Origin of the sequence: Streptococcus nidrosiense (genome assembly GCF_042140045.1) — a bacterium.
Lineage (GTDB): Bacteria > Bacillota > Bacilli > Lactobacillales > Streptococcaceae > Streptococcus > Streptococcus nidrosiense.
Map to the genome: position 1 here is coordinate 1,554,153 of NZ_CP152419.1, position 24,175 is coordinate 1,578,327.

20 protein-coding genes, 1 pseudogene and 1 riboswitch are annotated in these 24,175 nt (G+C 39.2%); of the genes and pseudogenes, 1 reads left to right on the plus strand and 20 read right to left on the minus strand.

The annotated features are described in order from the left end of the window. Positions 1–61: 61 nt before the first annotated feature. A riboswitch (purine riboswitch) is annotated at positions 62–158 on the minus strand. From guaC to gyrA, 18 genes and pseudogenes are all read right to left on the minus strand, one after another. After that, positions 151–1,134: a GMP reductase gene (gene guaC / locus AAFQ93_RS07365; RefSeq protein WP_000931194.1), complete on the minus strand. Its 984-nt coding sequence runs from the start codon at positions 1,132–1,134 to the stop codon at positions 151–153. (Overlaps the previous riboswitch by 8 nt.) A gap of 170 nt (positions 1,135–1,304) precedes the next feature. Further along, on the minus strand, positions 1,305–2,621 hold the full coding sequence (locus tag AAFQ93_RS07370) for a 5-methylcytosine restriction system specificity protein McrC (protein WP_223141164.1): 1,317 nt from the start codon (positions 2,619–2,621) through the stop codon (positions 1,305–1,307). Continuing rightward, a pseudogene (locus AAFQ93_RS07375) lies at positions 2,608–4,614 on the minus strand (McrB family protein). The gene AAFQ93_RS07370 and the pseudogene AAFQ93_RS07375 overlap by 14 nt, the downstream one beginning before the upstream one ends. A gap of 196 nt (positions 4,615–4,810) precedes the next feature. After that, the gene (locus AAFQ93_RS07380) at positions 4,811–5,590 is read right to left on the minus strand and encodes an L-threonylcarbamoyladenylate synthase (RefSeq protein ID WP_000160505.1); all 780 of its coding nucleotides are present in this window, start codon (positions 5,588–5,590) and stop codon (positions 4,811–4,813) included. Between the two features lie 27 nt (positions 5,591–5,617). Beyond that, on the minus strand, positions 5,618–6,211 hold the full coding sequence (gene leuD, locus AAFQ93_RS07385; RefSeq protein WP_375555062.1) for a 3-isopropylmalate dehydratase small subunit: 594 nt from the start codon (positions 6,209–6,211) through the stop codon (positions 5,618–5,620). Between the two features lie 9 nt (positions 6,212–6,220). After that, positions 6,221–7,603, minus strand: a complete 1,383-nt coding sequence (gene leuC, locus AAFQ93_RS07390; protein WP_223141080.1) for a 3-isopropylmalate dehydratase large subunit — start codon at positions 7,601–7,603, stop codon at positions 6,221–6,223. A 3-nt stretch (positions 7,604–7,606) separates the two neighbouring features. Further along, a complete protein-coding gene (locus AAFQ93_RS07395) occupies positions 7,607–7,876 on the minus strand; it encodes a DUF1294 domain-containing protein (protein ID WP_049526689.1) in 270 nt (89 codons plus the stop codon). Further along, complete coding sequence (leuB, locus tag AAFQ93_RS07400) at positions 7,873–8,910, minus strand: 3-isopropylmalate dehydrogenase (RefSeq protein WP_223141081.1); 1,038 nt, start codon at positions 8,908–8,910, stop codon at positions 7,873–7,875. The genes AAFQ93_RS07395 and leuB overlap by 4 nt, the downstream gene beginning before the upstream one ends. An 11-nt stretch (positions 8,911–8,921) precedes the next feature. Next, positions 8,922–10,484: a 2-isopropylmalate synthase gene (locus AAFQ93_RS07405; protein WP_223141082.1), complete on the minus strand. Its 1,563-nt coding sequence runs from the start codon at positions 10,482–10,484 to the stop codon at positions 8,922–8,924. A gap of 314 nt (positions 10,485–10,798) precedes the next feature. Beyond that, a complete protein-coding gene (locus AAFQ93_RS07410; RefSeq protein ID WP_375555063.1) occupies positions 10,799–11,455 on the minus strand; it encodes an MmcQ/YjbR family DNA-binding protein in 657 nt (218 codons plus the stop codon). Positions 11,456–11,498: 43 nt separating this feature from the next. Continuing rightward, positions 11,499–12,131, minus strand: coding sequence for a copper homeostasis protein CutC (locus AAFQ93_RS07415; RefSeq protein ID WP_375555064.1), 633 nt, complete (start codon positions 12,129–12,131; stop codon positions 11,499–11,501). 93 nt (positions 12,132–12,224) lie between these two features. Further along, positions 12,225–12,584, minus strand: a complete 360-nt coding sequence (locus AAFQ93_RS07420; RefSeq protein ID WP_045763427.1) for a YbaN family protein — start codon at positions 12,582–12,584, stop codon at positions 12,225–12,227. Positions 12,585–12,838: 254 nt separating this feature from the next. Continuing rightward, the gene (topA, locus tag AAFQ93_RS07425; RefSeq protein WP_375555065.1) at positions 12,839–14,926 is read right to left on the minus strand and encodes a type I DNA topoisomerase; all 2,088 of its coding nucleotides are present in this window, start codon (positions 14,924–14,926) and stop codon (positions 12,839–12,841) included. Between the two features lie 118 nt (positions 14,927–15,044). Further along, positions 15,045–15,902: a DNA-processing protein DprA gene (gene dprA / locus AAFQ93_RS07430; protein ID WP_152904343.1), complete on the minus strand. Its 858-nt coding sequence runs from the start codon at positions 15,900–15,902 to the stop codon at positions 15,045–15,047. A 106-nt stretch (positions 15,903–16,008) separates the two neighbouring features. Further along, positions 16,009–16,944, minus strand: a complete 936-nt coding sequence (gene dapA, locus AAFQ93_RS07435; RefSeq protein WP_373114245.1) for a 4-hydroxy-tetrahydrodipicolinate synthase — start codon at positions 16,942–16,944, stop codon at positions 16,009–16,011. Between the two features lie 50 nt (positions 16,945–16,994). Beyond that, complete coding sequence (locus tag AAFQ93_RS07440) at positions 16,995–18,071, minus strand: aspartate-semialdehyde dehydrogenase (RefSeq protein WP_000542499.1); 1,077 nt, start codon at positions 18,069–18,071, stop codon at positions 16,995–16,997. A gap of 288 nt (positions 18,072–18,359) precedes the next feature. Then, on the minus strand, positions 18,360–19,109 hold the full coding sequence (locus AAFQ93_RS07445; protein ID WP_373114248.1) for a class A sortase: 750 nt from the start codon (positions 19,107–19,109) through the stop codon (positions 18,360–18,362). Beyond that, positions 19,109–21,577 carry a DNA gyrase subunit A gene (gyrA, locus tag AAFQ93_RS07450; RefSeq protein ID WP_373114249.1) on the minus strand — a complete coding sequence of 823 codons (2,469 nt, stop codon included), beginning with the start codon at positions 21,575–21,577 and terminating at the stop codon, positions 19,109–19,111. The genes AAFQ93_RS07445 and gyrA overlap by 1 nt, the downstream gene beginning before the upstream one ends. Positions 21,578–21,772: 195 nt before the next feature. Between gyrA and AAFQ93_RS07455 the strand changes: the two genes are divergently transcribed. Beyond that, positions 21,773–22,759 (plus strand): L-lactate dehydrogenase, encoded by a 987-nt coding sequence (locus AAFQ93_RS07455; RefSeq protein WP_045763432.1) that lies wholly within the window; start codon positions 21,773–21,775, stop codon positions 22,757–22,759. A 57-nt stretch (positions 22,760–22,816) separates the two neighbouring features. Here the strand turns inward: AAFQ93_RS07455 and sdbB are convergent, their stop codons facing one another. Both sdbB and ccdA2 read right to left on the minus strand, forming a co-directional pair. Next, positions 22,817–23,380 (minus strand): thiol-disulfide oxidoreductase-associated lipoprotein SdbB, encoded by a 564-nt coding sequence (sdbB, locus tag AAFQ93_RS07460; RefSeq protein WP_373114250.1) that lies wholly within the window; start codon positions 23,378–23,380, stop codon positions 22,817–22,819. Positions 23,381–23,392: 12 nt separating this feature from the next. Then, positions 23,393–24,100, minus strand: a complete 708-nt coding sequence (gene ccdA2 / locus AAFQ93_RS07465) for a thiol-disulfide oxidoreductase-associated membrane protein CcdA2 (RefSeq protein ID WP_373114252.1) — start codon at positions 24,098–24,100, stop codon at positions 23,393–23,395. Positions 24,101–24,175 lie beyond the last annotated feature (75 nt).

A 24,175-nucleotide genomic window follows, 5' to 3' on the forward strand; every position in this document is an offset into this window, starting at 1 on the left:
AAAAAGAGACTTACCAAGTAAGCCTCTAGGAAATAAAGAAATAGATTTAACACCTATCCTTATATCTCTGCAGCTTACTCATTGTTAGGTATTTACGGTACCTTGTAGAAACGCCACGCCAATTCGCGGCATAAATAAGTAATAGTAATATTAGTGAGCGTCACCATTCCAGATAGAATTTTTCACAATGACATAGTCAACGTGACGAAGATCAGCTACCTTTCGACCTCCAGCATAAGAAATCGAACTTTGCAAATCCTGTTCCATCTCAGTCAAGGTATCTTGCAAATGTCCTTTGGCAGGAAGAAGAATTTTCTTACCTTCGACATTCTTATAGGCACCTTTTTGGTATTCTGAAGCTGAACCATAGTATTCTTTGAATTGTTTACCATCCACTTCAACTGTTTTACCAGGACTTTCGATATGCCCTGCAAACAGTGAACCAATCATGACCATGCTTGCACCAAAGCGGATTGACTTGGCAATATCACCATGTGTACGGATACCACCATCAGCAATAATCGGTTTACGAGCAGCTTTCGCACACCAGCGGAGGGCGGCTAACTGCCAACCACCAGTACCAAAACCAGTTTTAACCTTAGTAATACATACTTTACCTGGACCGATTCCGACCTTAGTAGCATCTGCACCAGCATTTTCAAGTTCACGAACGGCTTCTGGAGTACCAACATTACCAGCGATGACAAAAGTATCAGGTAATTCTTTCTTGATGTGCTGAATCATTGAAATCACGCTGTCTGCATGACCATGAGCAATATCAATGGTGATGTACTCTGGTGCATCAGCCTTTAATTGACTCACAAAATCATACTCGTAGTCTTTAACACCTACTGAGATTGAAGCAATCAAGCCCTGATCGTGCATACGTTTGACAAAAGGAATGCGTCCTTCTTCATCAAATCGATGCATGATATAGAAATATCCACCCTTAGCAAGTTGTTCAGCAACATTTTCATCTAGGATTGTTTGCATATTGGAAGGAACAACTGGTAATTTAAAGGTATGCTTCCCTAAAGTTACCTGCGTGTCAGCCTCTGCACGACTTTTAAGAACACACTTGTTAGGGATTAGCTGAATATCTTCATAGTCAAAGATCGGAAATTCGTTTAACATATTTCTCTCATTTCTCTTGTTTAGACCTTCCTAAAGTTAGGAATAGCCTCGTCTTTTCCAGACAATTACTCTAACAAGTTTACAATAATGTCCGTTTTTTGTCAATTGTAATGACCGAAAACAAATAATGTTCGTGTTTATAATTCTTGATTTAGATAATAAGTAGACATTCACCCTGTATTTGTCTTACCTTTCAAACACTTACCTAGATTTTCGATAAAGACTTTTTCAGAGGACTCAATCCTCTTGACAAAATCTTCATAACTTTCGGCTTGTCCAGGTATTTGGATAGACCATTTCTTCAACAGGGCTCCATAGCCTGCTAGCTTACCTATCTCATTATCAACTACCTTTTCCTTGCTCGGAAAAACAAGCCCAGCCTGCTCAGCTTTTAAAATATAAGAATAAGAAATCAGCTGGAACAAGTCTTCACGATTGATCCCTTTTTCAGTGAACTCTAGTTTTTTATATTTAGTATCTAGTACGATTTTATGGTTTTGATGATAGAAATCTGGAAATACTTTTCGTTCACGGTCAGAAAATACTGAAATACCGTCCGCCCTATTCTTATTTCGTGGATGGATGAAATCTTTTGGCAACAAGGTATAAACATACTCTTCCCAAATCCAGGCAACATCAAAAAGAATACCATGGATTTTTTGCTCTTGGTCTCCTAAACCATGCTTTTCTCTATTTAGGATCATCAGGCAAAGCTCTTGTAATTTTCTGTACTCTCGAAAGTAGGCATGACGAAGGGGTTTGGTTTTATTTATTCTTATAAATTTAGCACGATCGGCTAATTTATAAGAAGGGGTTACACGCGTAACTTCAGCTATAGTTTCACGACTATTATCGAGCATAGCTCTGAAACTTTTTTGAGTCTTTATAAACTCAATCGTATGCCGAATCAGCTGTATGAGTGGATTATCATAGGTAAACTCTCTTGTTGTATAGGCAACATTTCCTATGAAAGGAAGATTTTTCTTGAGATGATTTCCTACATCAATCACCCCCTTAACATGACTGTCGTTATGAGAAAATCTCTGGTATTCCTTGTAAAGACCTTTTCGGAGAGCGACTTGCAAATACTTGGGAAAGAGATACATCAAAAGTTGATAGAGTCTATCTTCACGCGATAAAGCAACATCTAAACTAGTGAGATTGATATGAAGAACCTTTTGCAAAAGATAATGTAAAAAATAGTCATCACTTTCGTTTGAAAAGCGAGAAGAAATGGTTAATCTCTCCTGGCCGTAGCCAAGAAATCCAATGATATTTCCTGTCTTTATTTCCTGATTGACAGTTTCTAAGATTTTTTGATCCTTATCCAAATCTGGAGAATATTGTAGGTCATTTGGAAAAATAAAGATATTATCTTCTTGAGAAAGATTATTTAGTGTTCTATCTAAGAGAAGTTGGCTTATTTTGGGATATTCTGCAACAAAGTCTTCTTTAATAATCTTATGCTGATTATCAGTGATCCGCATTTTCATTTCCATCGCCTTCATTGTTGTCAGTAACTACCTGATTTTTTTGCTCATTGCTTGTCTTGTCAAAGGCCTTTTTCAAATTTTCTAGAATTTCAACTTCCTCGTAAGAACCGCGCAAGTAATCTTCTAAGAGTGGTTTCAGATAATCAGACCAGAGTAATTCATAGTTAAAATCTACATCCTTCAGTTTAAGGAAATAACTTGGACCGATATGATAATGACTATTTAACTCCTGAACTTTTTCAATTTCAGCATTCAAGTTTCTTAGACGAATTTTAGCTTCTTGAGCTTTATTACCAAGCACCTCATCAAGCATACCAAGTTGACTTTCAGCAGTAACTTCAACAAAACGAAAACGACGACGCATAGCAAAATCAAAGGTATCCACTGAGCGATCAATATCATTCATGGTTCCGATGATGTAGACATTTTCTGGGATATAAAATTTATCATCCGTCTTGTGTAAGTTAGCATACTGAGTAGAAATACTTCCCTTTTCGCCACGATAGCCAGGGTCGATAGAGAAAAAGAGTTCGCCAAAAATCTTAGAAATCTCCCCACGATTGATCTCATCGATGATGAAGACAAAATTCTTGTCTGTTTCAACCTCTTCTGGAGAAATATAGTCTTTCAAACCAAATCTTTTCTTTAAAGTTTCAAGGACTTTTTTTCCTTGGTTATGATAATAGGGCTGTTTCAGATAGTTTTCATCTTTATATAGTTAATAAACATAAGATTTTGTTAAGACAGTTCCTTGAGCTTTAGTTTCATAATTGATATTAAAATTATTTCGACTATTTACTGTTAGATAGGAAAATTCTGTCAAATATTCTTTTTCATCTCTGTTATTTACATACTCAAGATAAAGATCCCAAGCTTCATCAAAATTATCTTGACCTCCAATCTTCTTAGAATCTATAGCATTCTGACAAAACTTCTTAAAAATACCTTCTTTTAATTTAAAAAATATACTGCCATCCTCATTTGAATCCGGTCTTAAACCCTCAACAAAATCCGTATAATCATAAGATGGATGAAACTGTACAAAGCCGATTTGATCTTCGTTGCCATCCGTTAATTCTTTAGCAATTTCTTTAGCAAGATAAGTTTTTCCTGTGCCAGGAGCACCGCGGAGAATGAGGTTTTTGGATTGTAATAAGATATTCTTATACTCGTTGATATTTTCTGACATGTTTATCTCTTCCTTTTCTGATTCTCTATAAAAACTAGTGAAATTATCATAAAACTCTTTTAAAATATCGTTAGGTTCAGCAGTTGATTCCAACTCTAAGTCCTTGACAAAGTATTTATAATCTAAATCTTCATCTCGATTATTACTATACCATTTTACTATTTTAAATTCTGTGAGTTTAAATCTCTGAAAACCACACCTTATATTTATCCATGAGTTATCCATGTCACTCAGCCGATATCCAAAGTAAGGTGATTTAATATATCCATTACCACTCTTTGGACCAAAATGACCTGTGTTAAGCATTTCAACTTTGTACGGAATACCCTCAATAGTCAGAGCAGGGTAAATATATTCAGCTCCATCTAATTTTTGAGAACGTTTAATTTCTATATCTTTTGAATTATAGATATTTGCTTGATTCACAAATTTAGACAAAAATTCTTTGAAGACTTTATAACACTCTGATTTAATTCCACTTTTTACAAATTCATAAGATTTGTTTATAAAAGGTAAAATCTCATTTAATGAATTTTCATTCTCAATAAAATACTCAGCATCAAGTGTCCAACCGAATGAATCAGGCTTCTTATTAAACAACAAAATATCTGAATCATGAAGACTCTTAGAGAGAACGGCAATCTTTATTCCTTTATTTTGAAAATTAATCTCTATAAAATTTTGTAACTTCCCTTTCCTATTTTTAACCTGAAAAGAAATATAACTTTTTGTTTGATTTTCAATTGCATCTGGGAATTCTTTTTTTATTCTATCAATAAAAGTTGATTCAGATATCATAATGCTTTACCTCGCTTATTAAATAATTATTAAAGGCTCTAAATATTATTTGTTAGTGTAAATATTTTTAATAACTATCTTAACACACATTTCATATATAGAATATCATATCCTATAAAAAATGAAAAGAATTTCTAAAGAAAAAGCCCAGCGTTAGGAGCTTCAATGTCTCTTAACACTAGACTTCTTTCTTATTTTAGTAATATTCGCCTTGACGGTAATCCCATGAGTTAAAGGTGTCTGACAGGTGCATCATGATTTTATCGATGTCAAGTCCTTTACGGATAACCACTGGAGCTGGTGAAGTTGAGCGTGCTCCACCTTGTTCTGGAATGAGTTTGCCGTCTTTATCGACCATAGAAACCATCACACCTTGCTCGTAGCGTGTTTCAATCGTTTTGTCAGGTTGGATTGATGCCACGTAGTCGTCTGCCTCGATAACAAGGTCCACTGCTCCTTCGATACGTTCTCCGATTCCTTCAACCTTACCACGATTTCCTTTTCCAGATGGGTTTGCAGATGAGGCATAAACCATTTTACCTTCTTCCCAGAGTTTAGCAGCCAATTGTTCACCAGCTTTACCAAACTTGATAACGAAACAGCTCGTTCCACGCACGTCAGTCATGAGTTCTTCGCGACCATCACCATATGCTTTAAGTTTTTCAAAGGCTTCTGGTTTCCAAGGAAGGATACAACCGAGGAGAATATCTTCGTCCCAATGTTTTTGGTAGAAAGCTTCGATTTCAGGATTTAGCTGTGCTAAAGCGCGAAGCTCATCCATACTACCACAGAGGACTACGCCTGGTTTGTTACGATTACGTTCTTTGGCTTCAAACTTACGCTCAAGTCCTGCCTTATCACTAGTCATAATGATGTAACCAACCTTAGTAGGACAAACGATACATCCGCCCTCACCTTTTAAAATGTCATAGCCTTCTTGTGAAAGTGTTCCGTTCCATTGAATGTGTTTTGTCATAGTTCTATTTCCTTTTCTATATTTATTCTAATCCTGCCAGTAGGCTGGTCGTTGTTTCTCATAAGCAGCAATCAAGTCTTCATACTGTAAAGTAATACCGATATCATCCAAACCATTTAAGAGCTTGTGTTTCCATTCGCTATCAATTTCAAAGGAAAATTCTCCAACTGGTGAGATGATTTTTTGTTGCTCCAAGTCTACCGTCACTTGGTCAGTTGGTTGGAGCTGGGCGAGTTTTTCTCTAACTTCCCTTGGTTGAACAATTGGCAACATGCCGTTATTGAGTTCATTATTGTAATGAATGTCACCGAAAGATCCTGCAATTACGACCTTAAAACCATAATCTGCTAATGCCCAAGCTGCGTGCTCTCTAGAAGAGCCAGCCCCAAAGTTATCTCCTGTGATGAGAATACTCGCCTTGCGATATTCAGGTCGGTTAAAGACAAAGTCTGGATCCTCAGTGTACTTATCGTCCAGATAACGCCAAGCATACATGAGATATTTACCAAAACCTTTCTTGTCAATCAATTTCAGAAACTGCTTGGGTAGAATTTGGTCGGTATCAATATTATCATTCATAAGAGGAACGGTCGTTCCCGTATAAACAGTAAATTTTTCCATATCCTCTCCTTACTGGGCTTCTGGCATTTGTCGAACATCTACGAAGCGCCCTGCAATAGCTGCTGCTGCTGCCATGGCTGGACTACAGAGATGGGTCTTAGCGCCAAATCCTTGTCTATCTTCAAAGTTGCGGTTACTGGTTGAGGCACAGTGAACACCATCTGGTACTTTGTCAGGATTCATTCCTAGGCACATGGAGCAACCTGGGTCTCTCCACTCAAAACCAGCATCTTGGAAAACCTTATCCAAGCCCAACTTTTCAGCAGCTCGCTTGACTGGTCGAGAACCAGGTACCACAATAGCTGTTAAGTTAGGGGCAATCTTCTTCCCTTCGACAAATCGCGCAGCCAGTTGCAAATCACTGAGCCGAGCATTTGTACAAGAGCCAATAAAGACATAGCCTAGTTGGATATCTGCTGGTTTCTGACCTGGTTGTAAATCCATGTAATGATAAGCACGTTCATCATTCATATCCTTTATTTCTGGGAAGCTACTATCAAAGTCAACACCCATAGCAGGATTGGTTCCCCAAGTCACCATAGGAGCCAATTCAGAGACATCCATTCGGATAACCTTGTCATAAACGGCATCGTCGTCGCTAACCAGCCTTTTCCAATCAGCTACTGCTGCATCAAAATCTTTGGGTACACACTCTCGTCCCTTTAAATAGTCAAAAGTGGTCTGATCTGGATTCATGATTCCCATCTTAGAGCCAAATTCAATGGACATATTGCAGATGGTCATTCGCTCTTCCATGCTCAGTGCATCAATAGCCTGACCTCGATACTCCACCACGTAGCCAACACCACAAGCAACACCGTACTTGGCAATCAAGGCTAAAATAAAATCTTTGGAATAGACTCCTTTTTTAGGGACACCAGTGAATTCTACCAACATTTTCTTGGGTTTAACCTGCCAAATGGTTTGGGTTGCAAAGACATGTTCGACCTCACTGGTTCCAATTCCGAAGGCAATCGCTCCAAAAGCTCCGTGGGTAGCTGTATGGCTATCTCCACAGACAATGAATTTCCCAGGTTGTGTTCTTCCTGTTTCTGGACCAACCATATGAACGATACCTTGTTTTTCTGAACCGTGGGCAGCATGTTCGATTCCAAACTCTTCAACATTTTCAGCTAACTTATCAATCTGTGCTTTGGAAATTACATCTCGAATATCATATATATTGACCGTCGGGACATTGTGGTCAAAGGTCCCAAATGTTAAATCGGGTCGTCTCAATCTACGTCCTGCATTTCGCAATCCTTGAAAAGCTTGAGGACTGGTCACCTCGTGAATATAGTGCTGATCTACATACATGAGTTGAGGCTGTCCTTCTTCTCCTGTAATCACATGGAGGTCCCATAATTTATCAAAAATTGATTTTCCTGCCATCCATTACCTCCAAATAAAATATAAGGCTACTAGCGTGGGCACCATTCCTATAAACCAAACTGTTTTAAAATACCATTTTCTAGTCTTGTGATGAAAAACGATTCCTGCTAGACAGGCACCAAAACCACCACAAGCAAAGGCTAAAATGAGTAAGATTTTCTCTGGGATGCGCCAAGCTCTTCTCCTTGCCTTAAATTTGTCAATGCCATATATCAAGAAAATGATGAGATTCCAAATCAGGAGGGCAAAAGTAATTCCTTCGTTTAGTTTCATAGTCTTGCGATAATGGCTTCCGTCATTTCCTTGGTAGAAGCCTGTCCTCCTATATCTCTCGTTAAAATTCCTGCAGCTAAAGTTGTTTCAACAGCATCTTCGATACGGTCAGCATCCTCATATCGTCCAAAACTATCACGCAACATCATAGCAACTGATAAAATCATAGAAATAGGATTGGCAATTCCTTTACCTGCAATATCAGGTGCCGAACCGTGAATCGGTTCATAAAGACTCGGACCATCTTCAGAGTGGCTGGCTGATGGCATAACCCCGAGTGTACCAGATAGAACGCTTGATTCATCAGATAAGATATCTCCGAAAAGATTCTCTGTCACGATAACATCAAACTTAGCTGGGTTTGTAATCATGAGCATGGCAGCTGAGTCGACCAACTGGTGTTCCAAAGTTACATCTGGAAAATCTTTTGCAACTTCATCAGCAACTCTCCGCCATAGTTTTGATGTTGCCAAAACATTTTGCTTATCAATACTGGTAAGGATTTTTCTCCGACTTCTTGCAATTTCAAAAGCCTTACGTATAATCCGTTCTACTTTCTCATAGCTATAATCGTTGATATCACGTGCCGATTTTTCTTCAAGGATATGATCACCAAAGTAAATTCCTCCTGTCAACTCACGTACTACTACAAAGTCAACACCAGTTATTCGTTCTGGCTTCAGAGGTGATAAGTGCTTGAGACTCTCAAAGATTTTAACTGGACGAATATTGGCATAGAGATTTAGTTCCTTTCGAAGGGCCAGAAGCCCTTGTTCAGGTCGAACTGGAGCATCATCATACTGAGGACTACCGATTGCAGCGAGCAGAATAGCATCCGCTTCTCTAGAAGCCTTAAGCGTTTCGTCTGGCAAGGGATGTCCTGCAGCATCAATACCCGCCCCTCCAAAAGGTCGTCTGTCTATCTCGTAGTCAAAGCCTGTTTTTTCAGCTAGAGCCTCCAGAACTTCTAAACCAGCTTCCATGATTTCTGGGCCGATACCATCACCTGCTAGGGCCACTATTTTCTTTGTCATAGCTTTCTCCTTTACAGGCTAGGCATGTCACGATAGGAAACTGTTGTTCCCATCTCACCAGCATTCTCTTTTTGAACAAAGGTATTAGCATTGATATAAGCGATAGCCGAAGCCTTCAACACATCGAAATCAAGTCCAGCTGCGTTAAAGATAGTCTCTGTATCTCTGTTTTCAACAGTTACCAATACACGTGCCTGGGCATCAATCCCATCAGTTACCGCATCAATCGTATAGGATACCAAGCGAACAGATTGATTAAAGAATTTATCAATAGCGTTGAAAATAGCTTCAACAGAACCTTGACCTGTCGCATTAAATTCAACTTTCTCACCATCAAAATTAGCTAATCTAACTATTGCTTCAATGTCATTTTCAGAATGGGTTTGAAGTTGCAAATCATCAAAGTGGAATCCTTCTGGGTTTTCGACCATGGTGCCAGCGACCAGAGCTCGAATATCTGCATCTGTGATTTCTTGCTTCTTATCTGCCAAGGCCTTGAACTTAGTAAAGAGTGGCTTGATATCTTCGTCTGTAAAGTCTAGGGCTAAGTCTCTCAGTTTTTCTACAAAGGCATGGCGACCAGACAATTTACCGAGCGGAAGACTATTACTCTTGACACCAACCAATTCAGGTGTAATGATTTCATAAGTGAGAGGATTTTTAAGAACACCGTCTTGGTGAATACCTGATTCATGAGAGAAGGCATTTCCTCCAACAACCGCCTTATTTTTTGGAACTGGAATCCCTGAGAAGCGAGAAACCATTTCGGATGTATTAATCGTTTCGTTTAGGACGATACTTGTCTCTGCTTGGTAGTAATCTTGGCGAATATTGAGAGCCACTGCTATTTCTTCTAAAGCAGCATTCCCAGCTCTTTCTCCGATTCCGTTAATAGTGCCTTCAACACGCCCTGCCCCATTCTTAACAGCTGCAAGGCTATTTGCAACTGCCATTCCAAGGTCATCGTGACAGTGAGGCGAATAGATAATCTGACGATCAGTTTTAACATTGTCAATCAGATACTTGAAGATATTCCCATATTCCTCTGATGTGGTAAAACCAACCGTGTCAGGAATATTGATATAGGTTGCACCTGCGTCTACCGCTGTTTGAACGACTTGTAAGAGGAAATCCAGCTCAGTTCTAGTCGCATCTTCAGGAGAGAATTCTACCACTTCAAATTTACTCCGTGCATAGGAAACATGCTCTTTAATAGCTTCCAATATTTCCTCTTTGCTTTTATTCAACTTAAATTCACGATGAATAGGACTAGTAGCGATAAAAACATGGATTTGTGGATACTTAGCTTCCTTCAGTGCTTCATAACAAGCGTCAATGTCTGATTTAACAGAGCGAGCTAAAGCAGTTACCGCTGTTTTCTTCAAGACTTTTGCGATTTCCTGAACTGCAGTAAATGAGTCTGGACTAGCTGCTGGAAAACCAGCTTCAATTGCCGAAATTCCCCATTTTTCCAGTTGTCTTGCAATGGCAATCTTTTCCTTGATCGAAAAATTAACACCTGGTGTCTGCTCACCATCTCGAAGGCTAGTATCTAGAAATTCAACTGTTCTCATAAGATTTCCCCTTTTCTAAATTCGGTTTTAAAAAAACATCTCGCTCGGAGTTCCAAGCGAGATGTTGATTTACTCCCGCTTGGTAAGCCAAACAGGACTAATGCTTTTGCACTAGCCCGAGTACCTCAACAACAAAGCAAATTGATTAAACTTAGCTGTTTTCATGTTTGACTTTCTCCTTCGTTTGATATCTTGTTTAGTATTTTAGCATAGGAAAAAACACATGTCAAGAAAAAATCCAATATTTTCTGAAAATTTCTTCAGTAAAGAATATTTTGCTAATTGAAAGTATTTGAAAAATCAAGTAAATCTAATTACTTTTTCAAGGTCAAGTTCCAACTTTTTTCGATCAATTCAAACACCTCTTCATCTGATAAACTGTCATCAAGTGGCACACTTATCCAGTAGCGCTTGTTCATATGAAAGGCTGGATAAATCCCTTTTTTTACCAACAAATCAGATACTTGATCATGTTTGAGATTGACTGCTTCCACTAGTCCTTCTCTGCCCTTTTCAAGCTTATCCCAAGAGATTCTCATCAAAACAGCATACCACTTTTGATTGTCCTCATGGCGTAAAACAGCTGTATCAGGGGATTTCTCCCATAGATATTCCAATTGATTTCCATACTTTTCTTGAACAACTGCCATAATTCTCTTAGTCTGTGGACAGAGAAATCCCTGCACGTCAAAACAGGCCTTTCGAATGTCATAAAGAACTTCTAAACAAGCCTCTCGAACAGTTCCAACAAAAGTACCTCTCATACTTGCCATATGAACTTGAGGATAAAGATCGCCAGTTTCTTGGTCATAAACTTGAAAACTTAAGTCTCCATCCTCAACTGTAACCATCATGAGAAAATCTCCGTGCAAGATAGTCGAACTATGGTTCCATACGCCTTGATTTTCTACAAATCCATACTCTTTAGCCTTTTTACTATTAAACTGATAAGCTTTAAAAATTTCAAACATAAGCGAAAACTGCTACCAAAAGCTAGCAGTTCCTTTCTATTTTTTAAAAGACAACCTTAGTTCCATGTAATTGTGTCACGCCCAGTTGATCAATAAAGGTTTGACGGTTGTCCATGTCAATCCCTCCACCAGGTAAAATTTCAATTTTTCCTGCAGCGTGTTCTAGAATTCTATGATAGTGAGCAAAGCGTTTCTCTAACGAGTCGCCAGATAGGCCAGCACGAGTCAGAATGCGTGTCACTCCAGCTTGGCTGAGCCAATCAATAGCTTCTAACTGCTCCTGTTCACTCAATTCATCAAATGCCATATGGAAAACAATTTCCATACCTTTAGATGCAGCAATCAATTTTTCAAGATTGGCCTTGTCCAACTTCTTATCAGCAGTCAATGCACCAAAGACAACGCCTTGGCTTCCTGCTTGAGCAGTTAGAGCGATGTCTTCAAGCATGATGGCAATTTCTAGATCATTGTAAACAAAGTCACCACCACGTGGACGAATCATAGTCATAATGGTCGTATCGTAGTCGGCCGCCAGCTTCACAGCTGCCTTGGTTACTCCGTAGCTTGGAGTTGTTCCACCAACTGCTAGATTGTCACAAAGCTCGATGCGACGAGCTCCTGCCTGCATAGCTTTTTGAAGCAAGGTTACATTTTCAGCACAAAATTCGTAAATCATTTGATTCTCCTTGAAGATTACTTTAAATTTATTATATCATACTATTTCGAATATGTTTTTGTTTTTATCAAGGAAAATCGTTACTTATTAAAGCTATTCTTTATCAGGAATCACCTTAAAAAGATAGTAGGTAATAAAGATGGTTAAACATCCCAAACCAATTTTGACTGGTAAAAGAGGCGCAAAATAAATGGAAATTCCCATCAAGATATAAATCGATACAATAATTTTTTTCTTACGTTCACGCGCAATAGACTTGGTCTCACGAAAGTCCGCTACGTAAGTCTGATAAAGTTTGGTATGATAAAGCCAATCTTCAAAACGCTTGGAACTTCTCGAAAAACAAGCAATAGACAACAAAAGAAAAGGAGTCGTGGGCAACAAGGGCAAGACAACTCCAACAATAGCCAGAGCTAATGACAGAAATCCAATAATCAGATAGATAATACGCATAACTTCTCCTAGTTAATACTCTTCGAAAATCTCTTCAAACCACGTCAGCGTCGCCTTACCGTATATATGTTACTGACTTCGTCAGTTCTATCTACAGCCTCAAAGCAGTGCTTTGAGCAGCCTGCGGCTAGCTTCCTAGTTTGCTCTTTGATTTTCATTGAGTATAAAATAATCTTCTTCTAGTTTCCCACAAAGTAAGGAATTTTGTCAAGCCTTTACTAAAAAGAGCCTGAAATTTACTTTCAGGACTCATTTTATTTGATTTTTTCTTCTTCGTAATCACCATTGCTACAAACGATCTGCTTCCCGCCACCACGGACTTTTTTCTCCATGAGGAAGTTACCACATTTTGGACAATCTCGGCCAACAGGCTTGTCCCAAGAAGTAAATTCACATTCTGGATAGCGATTGCAACCATAGAAGATACGATTACGCTTGGTTTTTCGTTCAATAATTTGACCTTGATGACAGCTTGGACACTCAACACCAATTTCTTTCACGATAGCCTGTGTATGACGGCAATCTGGGAAATTGCTACAAGCATAGAACTTACCAAAACGACCAAGTTTAATGACCATCGGACTGCCACACTCTTCACAATCAAATCCTGCTGGCTCATCCTTAATTTGGATTTTTTCCATTACCTCTTCGGCTTTGGCAACCTCTTTAGAGAAGGGTTTGTAAAATTCATCAATGACTCGTTGCCACTGCTCTTTTCCAACTTCGACATCATCCAGTTTACCTTCCATTTCAGCTGTAAAGGTCACATTGACGATATCTGGGAAGTATTCAACAATCAGTTTATTGACAATTTCTCCCAATTCTGTCGGTTCAAAACGCTTGGCTGCCAAACGCACATAATAGCGCTTTTGAATGGTTTCAATAGTGGGTGCATAAGTTGATGGACGTCCAACACCATTTTCTTCCAAGGTCTTAATCAGTGTTGCTTCCGAATATCGGGCTGGTGGTTGAGTGAAGTGTTGCTCAGGCTTACTATTGACCTGCTTGACGACATCACCAACTGCCATATCCGGCAACATCTTATTCTTATCTGAATCATTATAAATGGCCAAGTAACCGTCAAATTTAACCTGACTACCATTCGCTGCAAACTGAACTCCATTTTGAGAGAGCTTCACAGCCATGGTATCAAAGATAGCACCCGTCATCTGACTCGCTACAAAGCGATTCCAGATAAGTGTATAAAGCTTAAGTTGGTCTTTGTCTAAGTATTTAGCGATCTTTTCAGGTGTATTAAAGACACTTGATGGGCGAATAGCCTCATGGGCATCCTGAGCACCAGTCGCATTCTTTACCTTGCTGCCATGCTTAGAATACTTACTGCCAAAACGTTCGTTAATGTAGTTTGCAGCTTCATTTTGAGCAACTGGACTGATACGAGTCGAGTCTGTACGCATATAGGTGATCAAACCTTGGACGCCCGTACCAATATTAATCCCTTCATAGAGTTGCTGGGCAACCATCATAGTCTTTCGAGTACGGAAATTGATTTTATTAGCTGCATCCATCTGCATAGTTGAGGTAGTATAAGGAAGTGGAGCGTTACGCTTGCGTTCTTTTTTATCTACCTGATCAACTGTAAAGTCTTTGCTAGATAGATGAGACAAGACTTCTTTGACCTCTTCATTGCTTGTCAATTTCATCTTCTTGCCATTCATTCCATAGAAGGATGCTTGGAATTGCTTAGTCCCCTTTTTGAAGACTCCATCAATAGTCCAATATTCTTCTGGTTGAAAAGCATTGATCTCATTTTCTCGGTCAATGATTAACTTGAGCGCAACAGACTGAACACGGCCAGCTGACAAGCCCTTCTTGACCTTTTTCCATAAAATTGGTGAAATGGAATAACCTACCAAGCGGTCCAAGACACGACGGGCTTGTTGGGCATCCACCAAATCCATATCAATCTTACGAGGTTCTTTAAAGGCATTTTTTACTGCATCCTTGGTAATCTCGTTGAAAACAACACGGTTAGCATCATTTTCATCTAGATTAAGAATATGAGCTAAATGCCAAGAAATTGCTTCTCCTTCGCGGTCCGGGTCACTTGCGAGAAAGACTTTATTGGCTTTTTTAGCTTCTTTTTTCAAGTCATTGATCAGAGGACCTTTCCCACGAATATTGATATATTGGGGTTCATAATTATTTTCTACATCGACTGACATACTGGATTTTTTCAAATCACGAATATGACCAACACTGGCTAAAACCTTATAATTTCTACCCAGGTATTTTTCAATCGTTTTAGCCTTTGCAGGCGACTCCACGATTACTAGATTTTTTTTAACTGTTGATTTTTTCTTCTTTGTTGCCGTAGCCACAGTATCACACCTTTTCAAAGTAATAAACTTTATAAAGTGTAAACCATTTTTAAAAACCTGTCAAGACTTAACTCCTATATATAGAAGAAAAGTTTAACCGATAAAACCTTGCTAGTTCTTAAAATTCAAATTCTGCTAGCACATCCTGACCACTTGAAACAAGTTTTGCACCTTCTTGAACCAAGTGATGACAACCATCTGAACGACCATCTAAAATGCTCCCTGGAATAGCAAAAACATCCCTTCCTTCTTCCATAGCTCGCTCACAGGTAATCAAACTACCAGATCTCATCTTTGCCTCAGCAACAATGACACCCATACATAGACCAGCAATAATCCTATTTCGCGCTGGAAAATGATATTTCAAGGGTTCTTCGCCAGGTCCATACTCACTCAGGAGCAAATGATATTCACCGATGTAGTCCTGCAGTCGTTTATTAGAACGCGGATAATAGACATCTAAGCCAGTCCCAATGACTGCAATGGTTTTTCCACCACCTTGAAGTATAGACATATGCGCTGCAGTATCAATCCCTCTAGCAAGCCCACTCACAATCACCAACTCATTCTCTAATTCTTCAATAACCTTACGGACCGATTTTGTTCCTGTTTGACTACAAGAGCGACTGCCTACAACTGCAATCTTAGGCAACTTTAAGAGATTTAAATCGCCCTTATAGAATAACAACACTGGAGCATCATAGATTTCACTGAGAGCAAAGGGATAGACATCGTCTAGGATGGAAAAAGAGGGAAATTTTTCAAAGTCACTTCTTAATCTCTCCATACTTTCGAAGGTGAGTTTATGATAACGTTCCATAAAAACCACTGGGTTTCGACACTCTGATGCTTCTGCTATCGTTTCTAGGGTTAATTCTTGATCATAGATTTCTCCATATTGAAGTACCTTTAAAACCTGTTGATTACTCAGACCTGCTTGTTTCAACTTATAAATCTCAAAATTATCAATCTTAATCTTCATGATAGACTCCTTGTTTTTCTCTCTATCTATTTATTCGTAGAAAAAGAAAAAAACTTCCCAACAATTTTACTTGTTTAGAAAGTTTTTTATATTAGTTATCTTAGTAATCAGGACGAAGGACTCCAGTGACAGTTGCCTTGGTTGCTTCGTAATCCCCATCAATAACAACCTTGATAATGCGTTTAGCATCCTCTTCAGGCGCAGGAACCAAAGGTAGACGAGTTGGCCCAGCTTCGAATCCCATATAGTTGAGTACTGCCTTAACAGGTGCTGGACTTGGGTAAGAGAAGAGAGCATTGACTTTAGGAATAAATTTACGTTGAATCGCTGCCGCCTTCTTCATATCACTCTCTTCAATCGCAGTGAACATTTCATGCATCTCATCCCCATTTGTGTGAGAAGCAACAGAAATAACCCCGTCGGCACCAAGATTCATAGCATGGAAGGCATCTCCATCTTCACCAGTATAAACCAAGAATTCTTCTGGTTTATGCTCAATCAAGTAAGCCATATTGGCAAGACTGGTACATTCTTTGACACCGATAATATTTGGATGTTCTGCCAAACGAAGTAAGGTATCTGGAGTCATTTCAACAACTACACGACCTGGAATGTTATAAATAATAATTGGCAAATCAGAGGCATCTGCAATGGCTTTAAAGTGCTGATACATACCTTCTTGGGATGGTTTATTATAGTAAGGAACAATCGCAAGACCAGCTGCAAAACCACCAAACTCTGCTACTTCTTTGACGAATTCGATAGAGTCACGTGTGTCATTGGTACCAACACCGGCAATTAAAGGAACACGGCCATTGACAATCTTTTGAACAGCCGCAAACAACTGCAACTCCTCATCGTGAGTTAGAGTCGGACTCTCAGCAGTTGTCCCTGCTAGGAGAATTCCATCTGTATGATGAGCCAATAAATGTTCAATCAACTTTGGAATGGCATCGAAATTGATAGAGCCATCTTCATGAAAAGGAGTAATAAAGGCTGTGATAATTTTACAATCTTTTAAATCTTGATAAGACATACAAAACACCTTTCTATTTTAAAGAAGGAGTTCAAATGAACTCCTACACATTATTTCAATTCAAATTTTAATTCAGCTGTTGGGCGTACTAGACCACGTTCATGTAAAGTCTCAGCGATTTGAACTGAGTTCCAAGCAGCACCTTTAAGAAGGTTATCAGAAACTACCCACATATGAATACCTTTTTCTGCATCCAAATCTTTACGGATACGTCCAACGAAAGTATCACGTGAACCGACAGCATTTACTGCTTGAGGATAGATTTGGTGAGCAACATCATCTTCAAGAACTGCACCTGGGAATGCAGCAATAGCAGCTTTCACTTCTTCAATTGGTGCTACTTCTTTTGTTTCAATATAGACTGACTCAGAGTGAGCTGACAAAACTGGAATACGTACACATGTTGCGGATACGGCAATGCTATCGTCTTCCATGATTTTCTTGGTTTCATTGGTCATCTTCATCTCTTCGTAAGTGTAATCATTATCAGTGAAAACATCAATTTGTGGAAGAGCATTGAAGGCAATTGGATAATGTTTCTTATCGCCACCTGAAGGCAGGATTTCCGCATGCAAATCACGCGGATTTACACCATCATTCAAGACTTCACGAAGCTCACGTTGGGTTTCAAGAATTGCTCCCATACCAGCACCTGAAACTGCTTGATAAGTTGAAACGATAATACGGTCCAATCCCCATTTTTGACGAACGGGCTCAAGAGCCACCATCATTTGAATTGTTGAACAGTTAGGACAAGAGATAATTCCGTTGTGAGCATCAAGGGCGTGGGCATTCACTTCAGGAACAACCAATGGTACATCTGGATTTTGACGGAAATAAGAAGTGTTATCTACGACAACTGCGCCTGCTTTAACAGCATAAGGTGCATATTTTGCAGAAGTTGATCCACCAGCTGAGAAGAGAGCAATATCAACCCCTTCAAAAGCGTCTTCTGTTGTTTCTTCGATGGTCACATCTTGACCTTTGAATTGCAAGACCTTACCTGCAGAACGTGCAGACGCAAGGTAACGAATCTTATCGATCGGAAGAGTTGATTCTTCCAACATTTTGATCATTTGAGCACCAACGGCACCTGTAGCGCCGACAACAGCAACTGTGTATCCCATAACAAACCTCTTTCGGAATTTTCTAAAAATTTCTATAATAGAAACATTATACTACTTTTTACCAAAATTGAAAAGTCTTTTTCCTATCTATTTTCTGAAATTGACAAGAAAAAGGCGGTGGGACAGAAATCGATAGACAAAGTCTCGATTTCGTAGTCCCAACCCCGCGAGGATGATTAGGAGCTTTTTGGAGTCTAAAAGACGAACAAAAAGTTCAATCAGCTACCGCGTCAAAGTTTGATCGCTAATAAAAAATGAGGTCGGGCTCTTTTGTCCCAACCTCTTCTACTATTCATAAAATTGTTTATAGGGTTTATTAAAGGCTTCTAAGATATCTGATGGAGTCTCTGCATAAGATTTTATCTCTGTCAAATTCCCTTTAACGATAATTCTCTCAACTGCATTAGCATCTTCACAAGTTACCAAGGTAATCTCTTTAATCCCATCACGTTCGTCAATTACATCTACACGATCAGGTGTTACAATTTTAACTTCTTCAATCTCGTATGTATAGACTTTTTCTTTATCAGTGAGATAAATTTTCATCCCTTTCTCAGCACGAGCAAGAGGAGAGAATAATTTCTTATCAGCATTTTCACCTGCAAATATACGGTGACTTGCTAGAGAATAATTTCCTTCTCCCATTACCTGATTGGCTTTCATTGTCCCAGCACCATAAAAAAGGTTAACATTATCGAGTCCCTTAAATATTGGTAGATTCATTTCAAGCTCTGGAATTGCAATCCCTCCGATTACCGGAAGTTGCTGGGAATTCCATTGAGCTGATAGGACTGCCTCCGAGGAAAGTGATTTTACAGAGTCAAAATCGAAATTTCCTTCTGTTTCTTTGTTCTCTTCAATCTCTTCCTTGGTCACTTGACTGACCTGATACTTATTAGTGTTCCAAATCATGAACACATCACGAATATTAGCATTGAAGATTAAAGCGATAGATAGCAAGATTAGGAATCCTGCCAGTATGTTAATCAGTAGATTTTTACGTTTATTTTTTTTACTTTGATTCTTTTTTTGAGACATTATGCTTCACTTTCTGTTTCCTGTTCTGCCCCAACTTCTTCTTTTTCTGCTGCTGCAACACTTGTAAAAGTCACAATCTTAGCATCTTGATCTAGACGCATCACTTTTACTCCCATAGTTGAACGTCCCGTTTGTGAAATATTGGCAACATTGGTTCGAATCATGACACCTGTGTCAGTGATTATCATCAGATCTTCATCCCCTTTTACTGTTAAGAGACCAGCCAGAGGACCATTTTTTTCAGTAACATTGGCTGTTTTTATTCCCTTACCGGCTCGCCCTTTTGTTGGATATTCAGTCGCAACTGTGCGCTTACCGAATCCTTTCTCAGTAATGATAAGGACTTCATCTTGGTCAGTAATCACCCTTGCTCCAACAACAGCATCACCTTCACGAAGGTTTACCCCTTTAACACCAGTGGCAATACGACTCATACTACGAACTGAAGACTGATTGAAACGAACTGCATAACCTAATCTGGTTCCGATGATGATATCTGTGTCTTTTTCAGTTAGTAAGACATTAATCAACTCATCCTCATCTTTCAGATTCAAGGCTTTGAGCCCATTTTGGCGAATGTTGGCAAATTCTTTGACACTAGTTCTTTTGACAATACCTGCTCGAGTTGTAAAGAAGAGATAGGCATCATCACTACGTTCTGATTCAACATTGATAATGGTTTGAATGCTTTCACCTTCATCCAGTTTCAAAAGATTGACAACTGGCAAACCTTTGGCTGTACGACCGTATTCTGGAATTTCATATCCCTTAAGACGATAAACACGTCCTTTATTGGTAAAGAAAAGCAAATGATCGTGAGTGCTGGTTGAAACCAATTCACGCACAAAGTCATCGTCCTTAACTCCAGTTCCTTGAACACCACGTCCACCACGTTTTTGAGCTGTGAACTCATCTTGGTCCAAACGTTTGATGTAACCTTTATTTGATAGAGTGATGAGAACATCAGACTCTTCAATTAAGTCTTCATCTTCAAGCGTCAAGACCTCACCAACCATCAACTCAGTACGACGTGGATCACCAAACTTACGTTTGACCTCATCCAGTTCTTCCTTGATGATTTGCGCTACGCGTTCTGGTTTTGCAAGAATGTCTGCCAAGTCAGCAATCAAAGCAATAAGCTCATCATATTCTGACTGAATCTTGTCACGTTCCAAACCTGTCAAACGACGAAGACGCATATCAAGAATTGCTTGACTTTGACGTTCAGATAACTTGAACTTGCTCATCAATTCAGCTTGGGCTTCTGCATCCGTTTCACTGGCACGGATGATACGAATGACTTCGTCGATGTGGTCCAGAGCAATCAACAAACCTTCTAAGATGTGTGCACGCGCTTCAGCTTTCTCTTTGTCAAATTGAGTACGACGAGTCACCACTTCTTTTTGGTGCTCAATATAAGCATCCAAGATTTGACGAAGAGAAAGAATCTTTGGTACACCATTCTGGATAGCCAGCATGTTAAATCCAAAGCTAGTTTGCATTTGAGTCATCTTGAACAAGTTGTTCAAAATAACATTAGCAGATGCATCACGCTTCACCTCAATTACGAAGCGAACTCCCTCACGGTTTGATTCGTCACGAACAGCTGTAATACCTTCGATACGTTTTTCCTGAACCAAACGCACAATATGTTCATGGACTTTGGTCTTGTTGATCATATATGGAAATTCTGTTACAACGATACGTTCGCGACCAGTCTTAGTTTCTTCGATTTCAGTACGAGAACGAAGCACAATCGATCCTTTACCAGTTTCGTAGGCCTTATGAATACCTGATTTCCCCATAACAAGGGCACCAGTTGGAAAATCTGGACCAGGAAGAACTTCCATTAATTCCTTGGTTGTAACTTCTGGATTATCCATGACCAACTTCACTGCATCAATGGTTTCACCCAAGTTATGTGGCGGAATATTAGTCGCCATACCAACAGCGATACCTGTAGCTCCATTGACCAAAAGATTTGGGAAACGAGCTGGTAGAACCAGGGGTTCACGTTCATTGGCATCATAGTTATCTACAAAATCAACGGTATTTTTATTGATGTCGCGAAGCATCTCAAGAGCAATCTTACTCATACGTGCTTCAGTATAACGCTGAGCTGCGGCACCATCACCATCCATAGAACCAAAGTTCCCATGCCCATCTACAAGCATGTATCGATAACTCCACCATTGCGCCATACGAACCATAGCTTCGTAGATAGATGAGTCACCGTGTGGGTGGTATTTACCCATGACATCCCCTGTAATACGAGCAGATTTCTTATGAGGTTTATCTGGTGTCACACCCAATTCGTTCATACCGTATAGAATACGACGATGAACTGGTTTCAAACCATCTCGAACATCAGGAAGGGCCCGCGATACGATAACACTCATGGCGTAGTCGATAAAGCTGGTCTTCATCTCCTTTGTCAGATTGACATTCACTAAATTTTTATCTTGCATTAACAAATGCCTCATTTCACTATTAGTAACTAGATATATTATACCATAGTTTGTCTCTTATTTCAGTGTTACAGTATGACTAAAACGTTTACATGGCTAAGTGGATGTTATATTCGTGACAAAGCTATTTAAAAGTGATAGAATGAAACTAAACAGGGTATTACCCTTAAAAAAACAAAGGAGATGTTTAGACTAATGACAGCAACTAAACAACACAAAAAAGTTATCCTCGTTGGTGACGGTGCCGTAGGTTCATCTTACGCTTTCGCTCTTGTTAACCAAGGAATTGCCCAAGAACTTGGTATCATTGAAATTCCTCAATTGCACGAAAAAGCTGTTGGTGATGCGCTTGACCTTAGCCACGCCCTTGCTTTCACTTCACCTAAGAAGATTTATGCAGCTGAGTACGCTGACTGTGCGGATGCTGACCTTGTTGTAATTACTGCAGGTGCCCCTCAAAAACCAGGTGAAACTCGTCTTGACCTTGTTGGTAAAAACCTTGCAATCAACAAATCTATCGTAACACAAGTTGTTGAATCAGGATTTAACGGTATCTTCCTTGTAGCTGCTAACCCAGTTGACGTTTTGACATACTCTACATGGAAATTCTCAGGATTCCCTAAAGAACGCGTTATCGGTTCAGGTACTTCACTTGACTCAGCTCGTTTCCGTCAAGCCCTTGCTGAAAAATTGGATGTAGACGCTCGTTCAGTTCACGCTTACATCATGGGTGAACACGGTGACTCAGAATTTGCCGTTTGGTCACACGCTAACATCGCAGGTGTTAACCTTGAAGAATTCCTTAAAGACACTCAAAACGTTCAAGAAACTGAATTGATCGAATTGTTCGAAGGTGTTCGTGACGCTGCTTACACAATCATCAACAAGAAAGGTGCTACATACTACGGTATCGCAGTTGCCCTTGCTCGTATCACTAAAGCAATCCTTGACGATGAAAATGCAGTACTTCCACTTTCTGTATTCCAAGAAGGTCAATACGGAATCAAAGATGTCTTCATCGGTCAACCAGCTGTTGTTGGAGCACATGGTATTGTGCGTCCAGTAAACATCCCATTGAACGATGCTGAAACTCAAAAAATGCAAGCTTCAGCAAAAGAATTGCAAGCTATTATTGATGAAGCTTGGAAAAACCCTGAATTCCAAGCAGCTTCAAAAAACTAATTTAAGTTAGAAAAAATGTCTAGACAGTTTGTCTAGACATTTTTATATTTCATTACTTTATTTCATTTGAGAAAAAGCTGCTTCTGCATCTGCGTTACTAATCGCACCTAATTGAATTTTAGCAATTTTACCCTGTGAATCAATTAGATACTCTGTAGGGATGCTTCGAATTTGATAATCTTGAAAAACAGTTCCTTTTGTATCATATAAAACAGGAATGTCTTTATAACCTTGTTCTTCAAACCACTTTGGAAATTGATCTATCGTTTTTTCACCTTGAATACCCGGCGCAATGACAGATAAAATTTCGAAATCACGATCTTCCTTAGCAGCAAGCTCCATCAATTCTGGCATACTCTTCTTACATGGTCCACACCAAGATGCCCAAAATTTAAGATAAACTTTTTTACCTTTAAAATCAGATAATTTCACTTCTTTTCCATCCATTGATTGAAGCGTAAAATCAGGTGCTTCTGCTCCTACAGCCACTTGCTTCACAGTTGCTTGCTGCTGTGTCTGAGTCGTTTGATTTTCTTGACTTGATTTTTTCTCTTCCTTGCCACAAGCAATCAGAAGAAAGAGAGACAAGAAACTAAGCCCAAAATAGATAATTTTTTTCATAGATAACTCCTTTTATCCTAATATTCCAGATAAGACATTTAACTGTCCCAACATTAATAAAATTCCCATGAGAATGATCAATAAACCACCAATTTTCTTCAATAAAAGTATGTGGGATTTGATTCTACTAAAATAAGGCATGATAAGACCTGATGCCAAGGCCAGAACTAAAAATGGAAGCGCCATTCCGAGAGTGTAAATGAGGGTTAATAAGGCCCCCTGAAGAGCTCCATTTCCTCCTGAGGCAGCCAGTGCTAAAACAGAACTTAAAACTGGGCCTATACATGGAGTCCAGCCAAAGCTGAAGCTGATACCCAGTAAAAAGGCCGACAAATATTTGCTAGACTGTTTTTGCTTAAATGTTACTGTTTTTTGTACCTCTAATTTTTGTAAGTGAAGAATTTCCATCTGATGCAAACCCAGTATAATAATCATGATTCCCATGACATAACGGAACCAGTCAGTATAAAGTAAATTCCCAAGGAATCCTGCTCCAAATCCAAGAATAAAGAAGATGAGAGAGATACCCGCAATGAAACAGAGTGTCCGAATCAATCCTGACCAGGCAACATCTTTACCCAAAAAACGAAATGTCCTTGACTCCTCTTGATCATCTAACAGAACACCTGCGTAGACTGGTAACAAGGGAAAGATGCAGGGAGAAAAGAATGACAAGATCCCAGCTATAAAGACAGAAATAAAAAATAAAATACTTTCCAATTAAGAACCTTCTTTCATATAGTCATCTTTTATTTTACTATAAAAGAAAACGTTTGTAAGAAATCCGCTACGCAA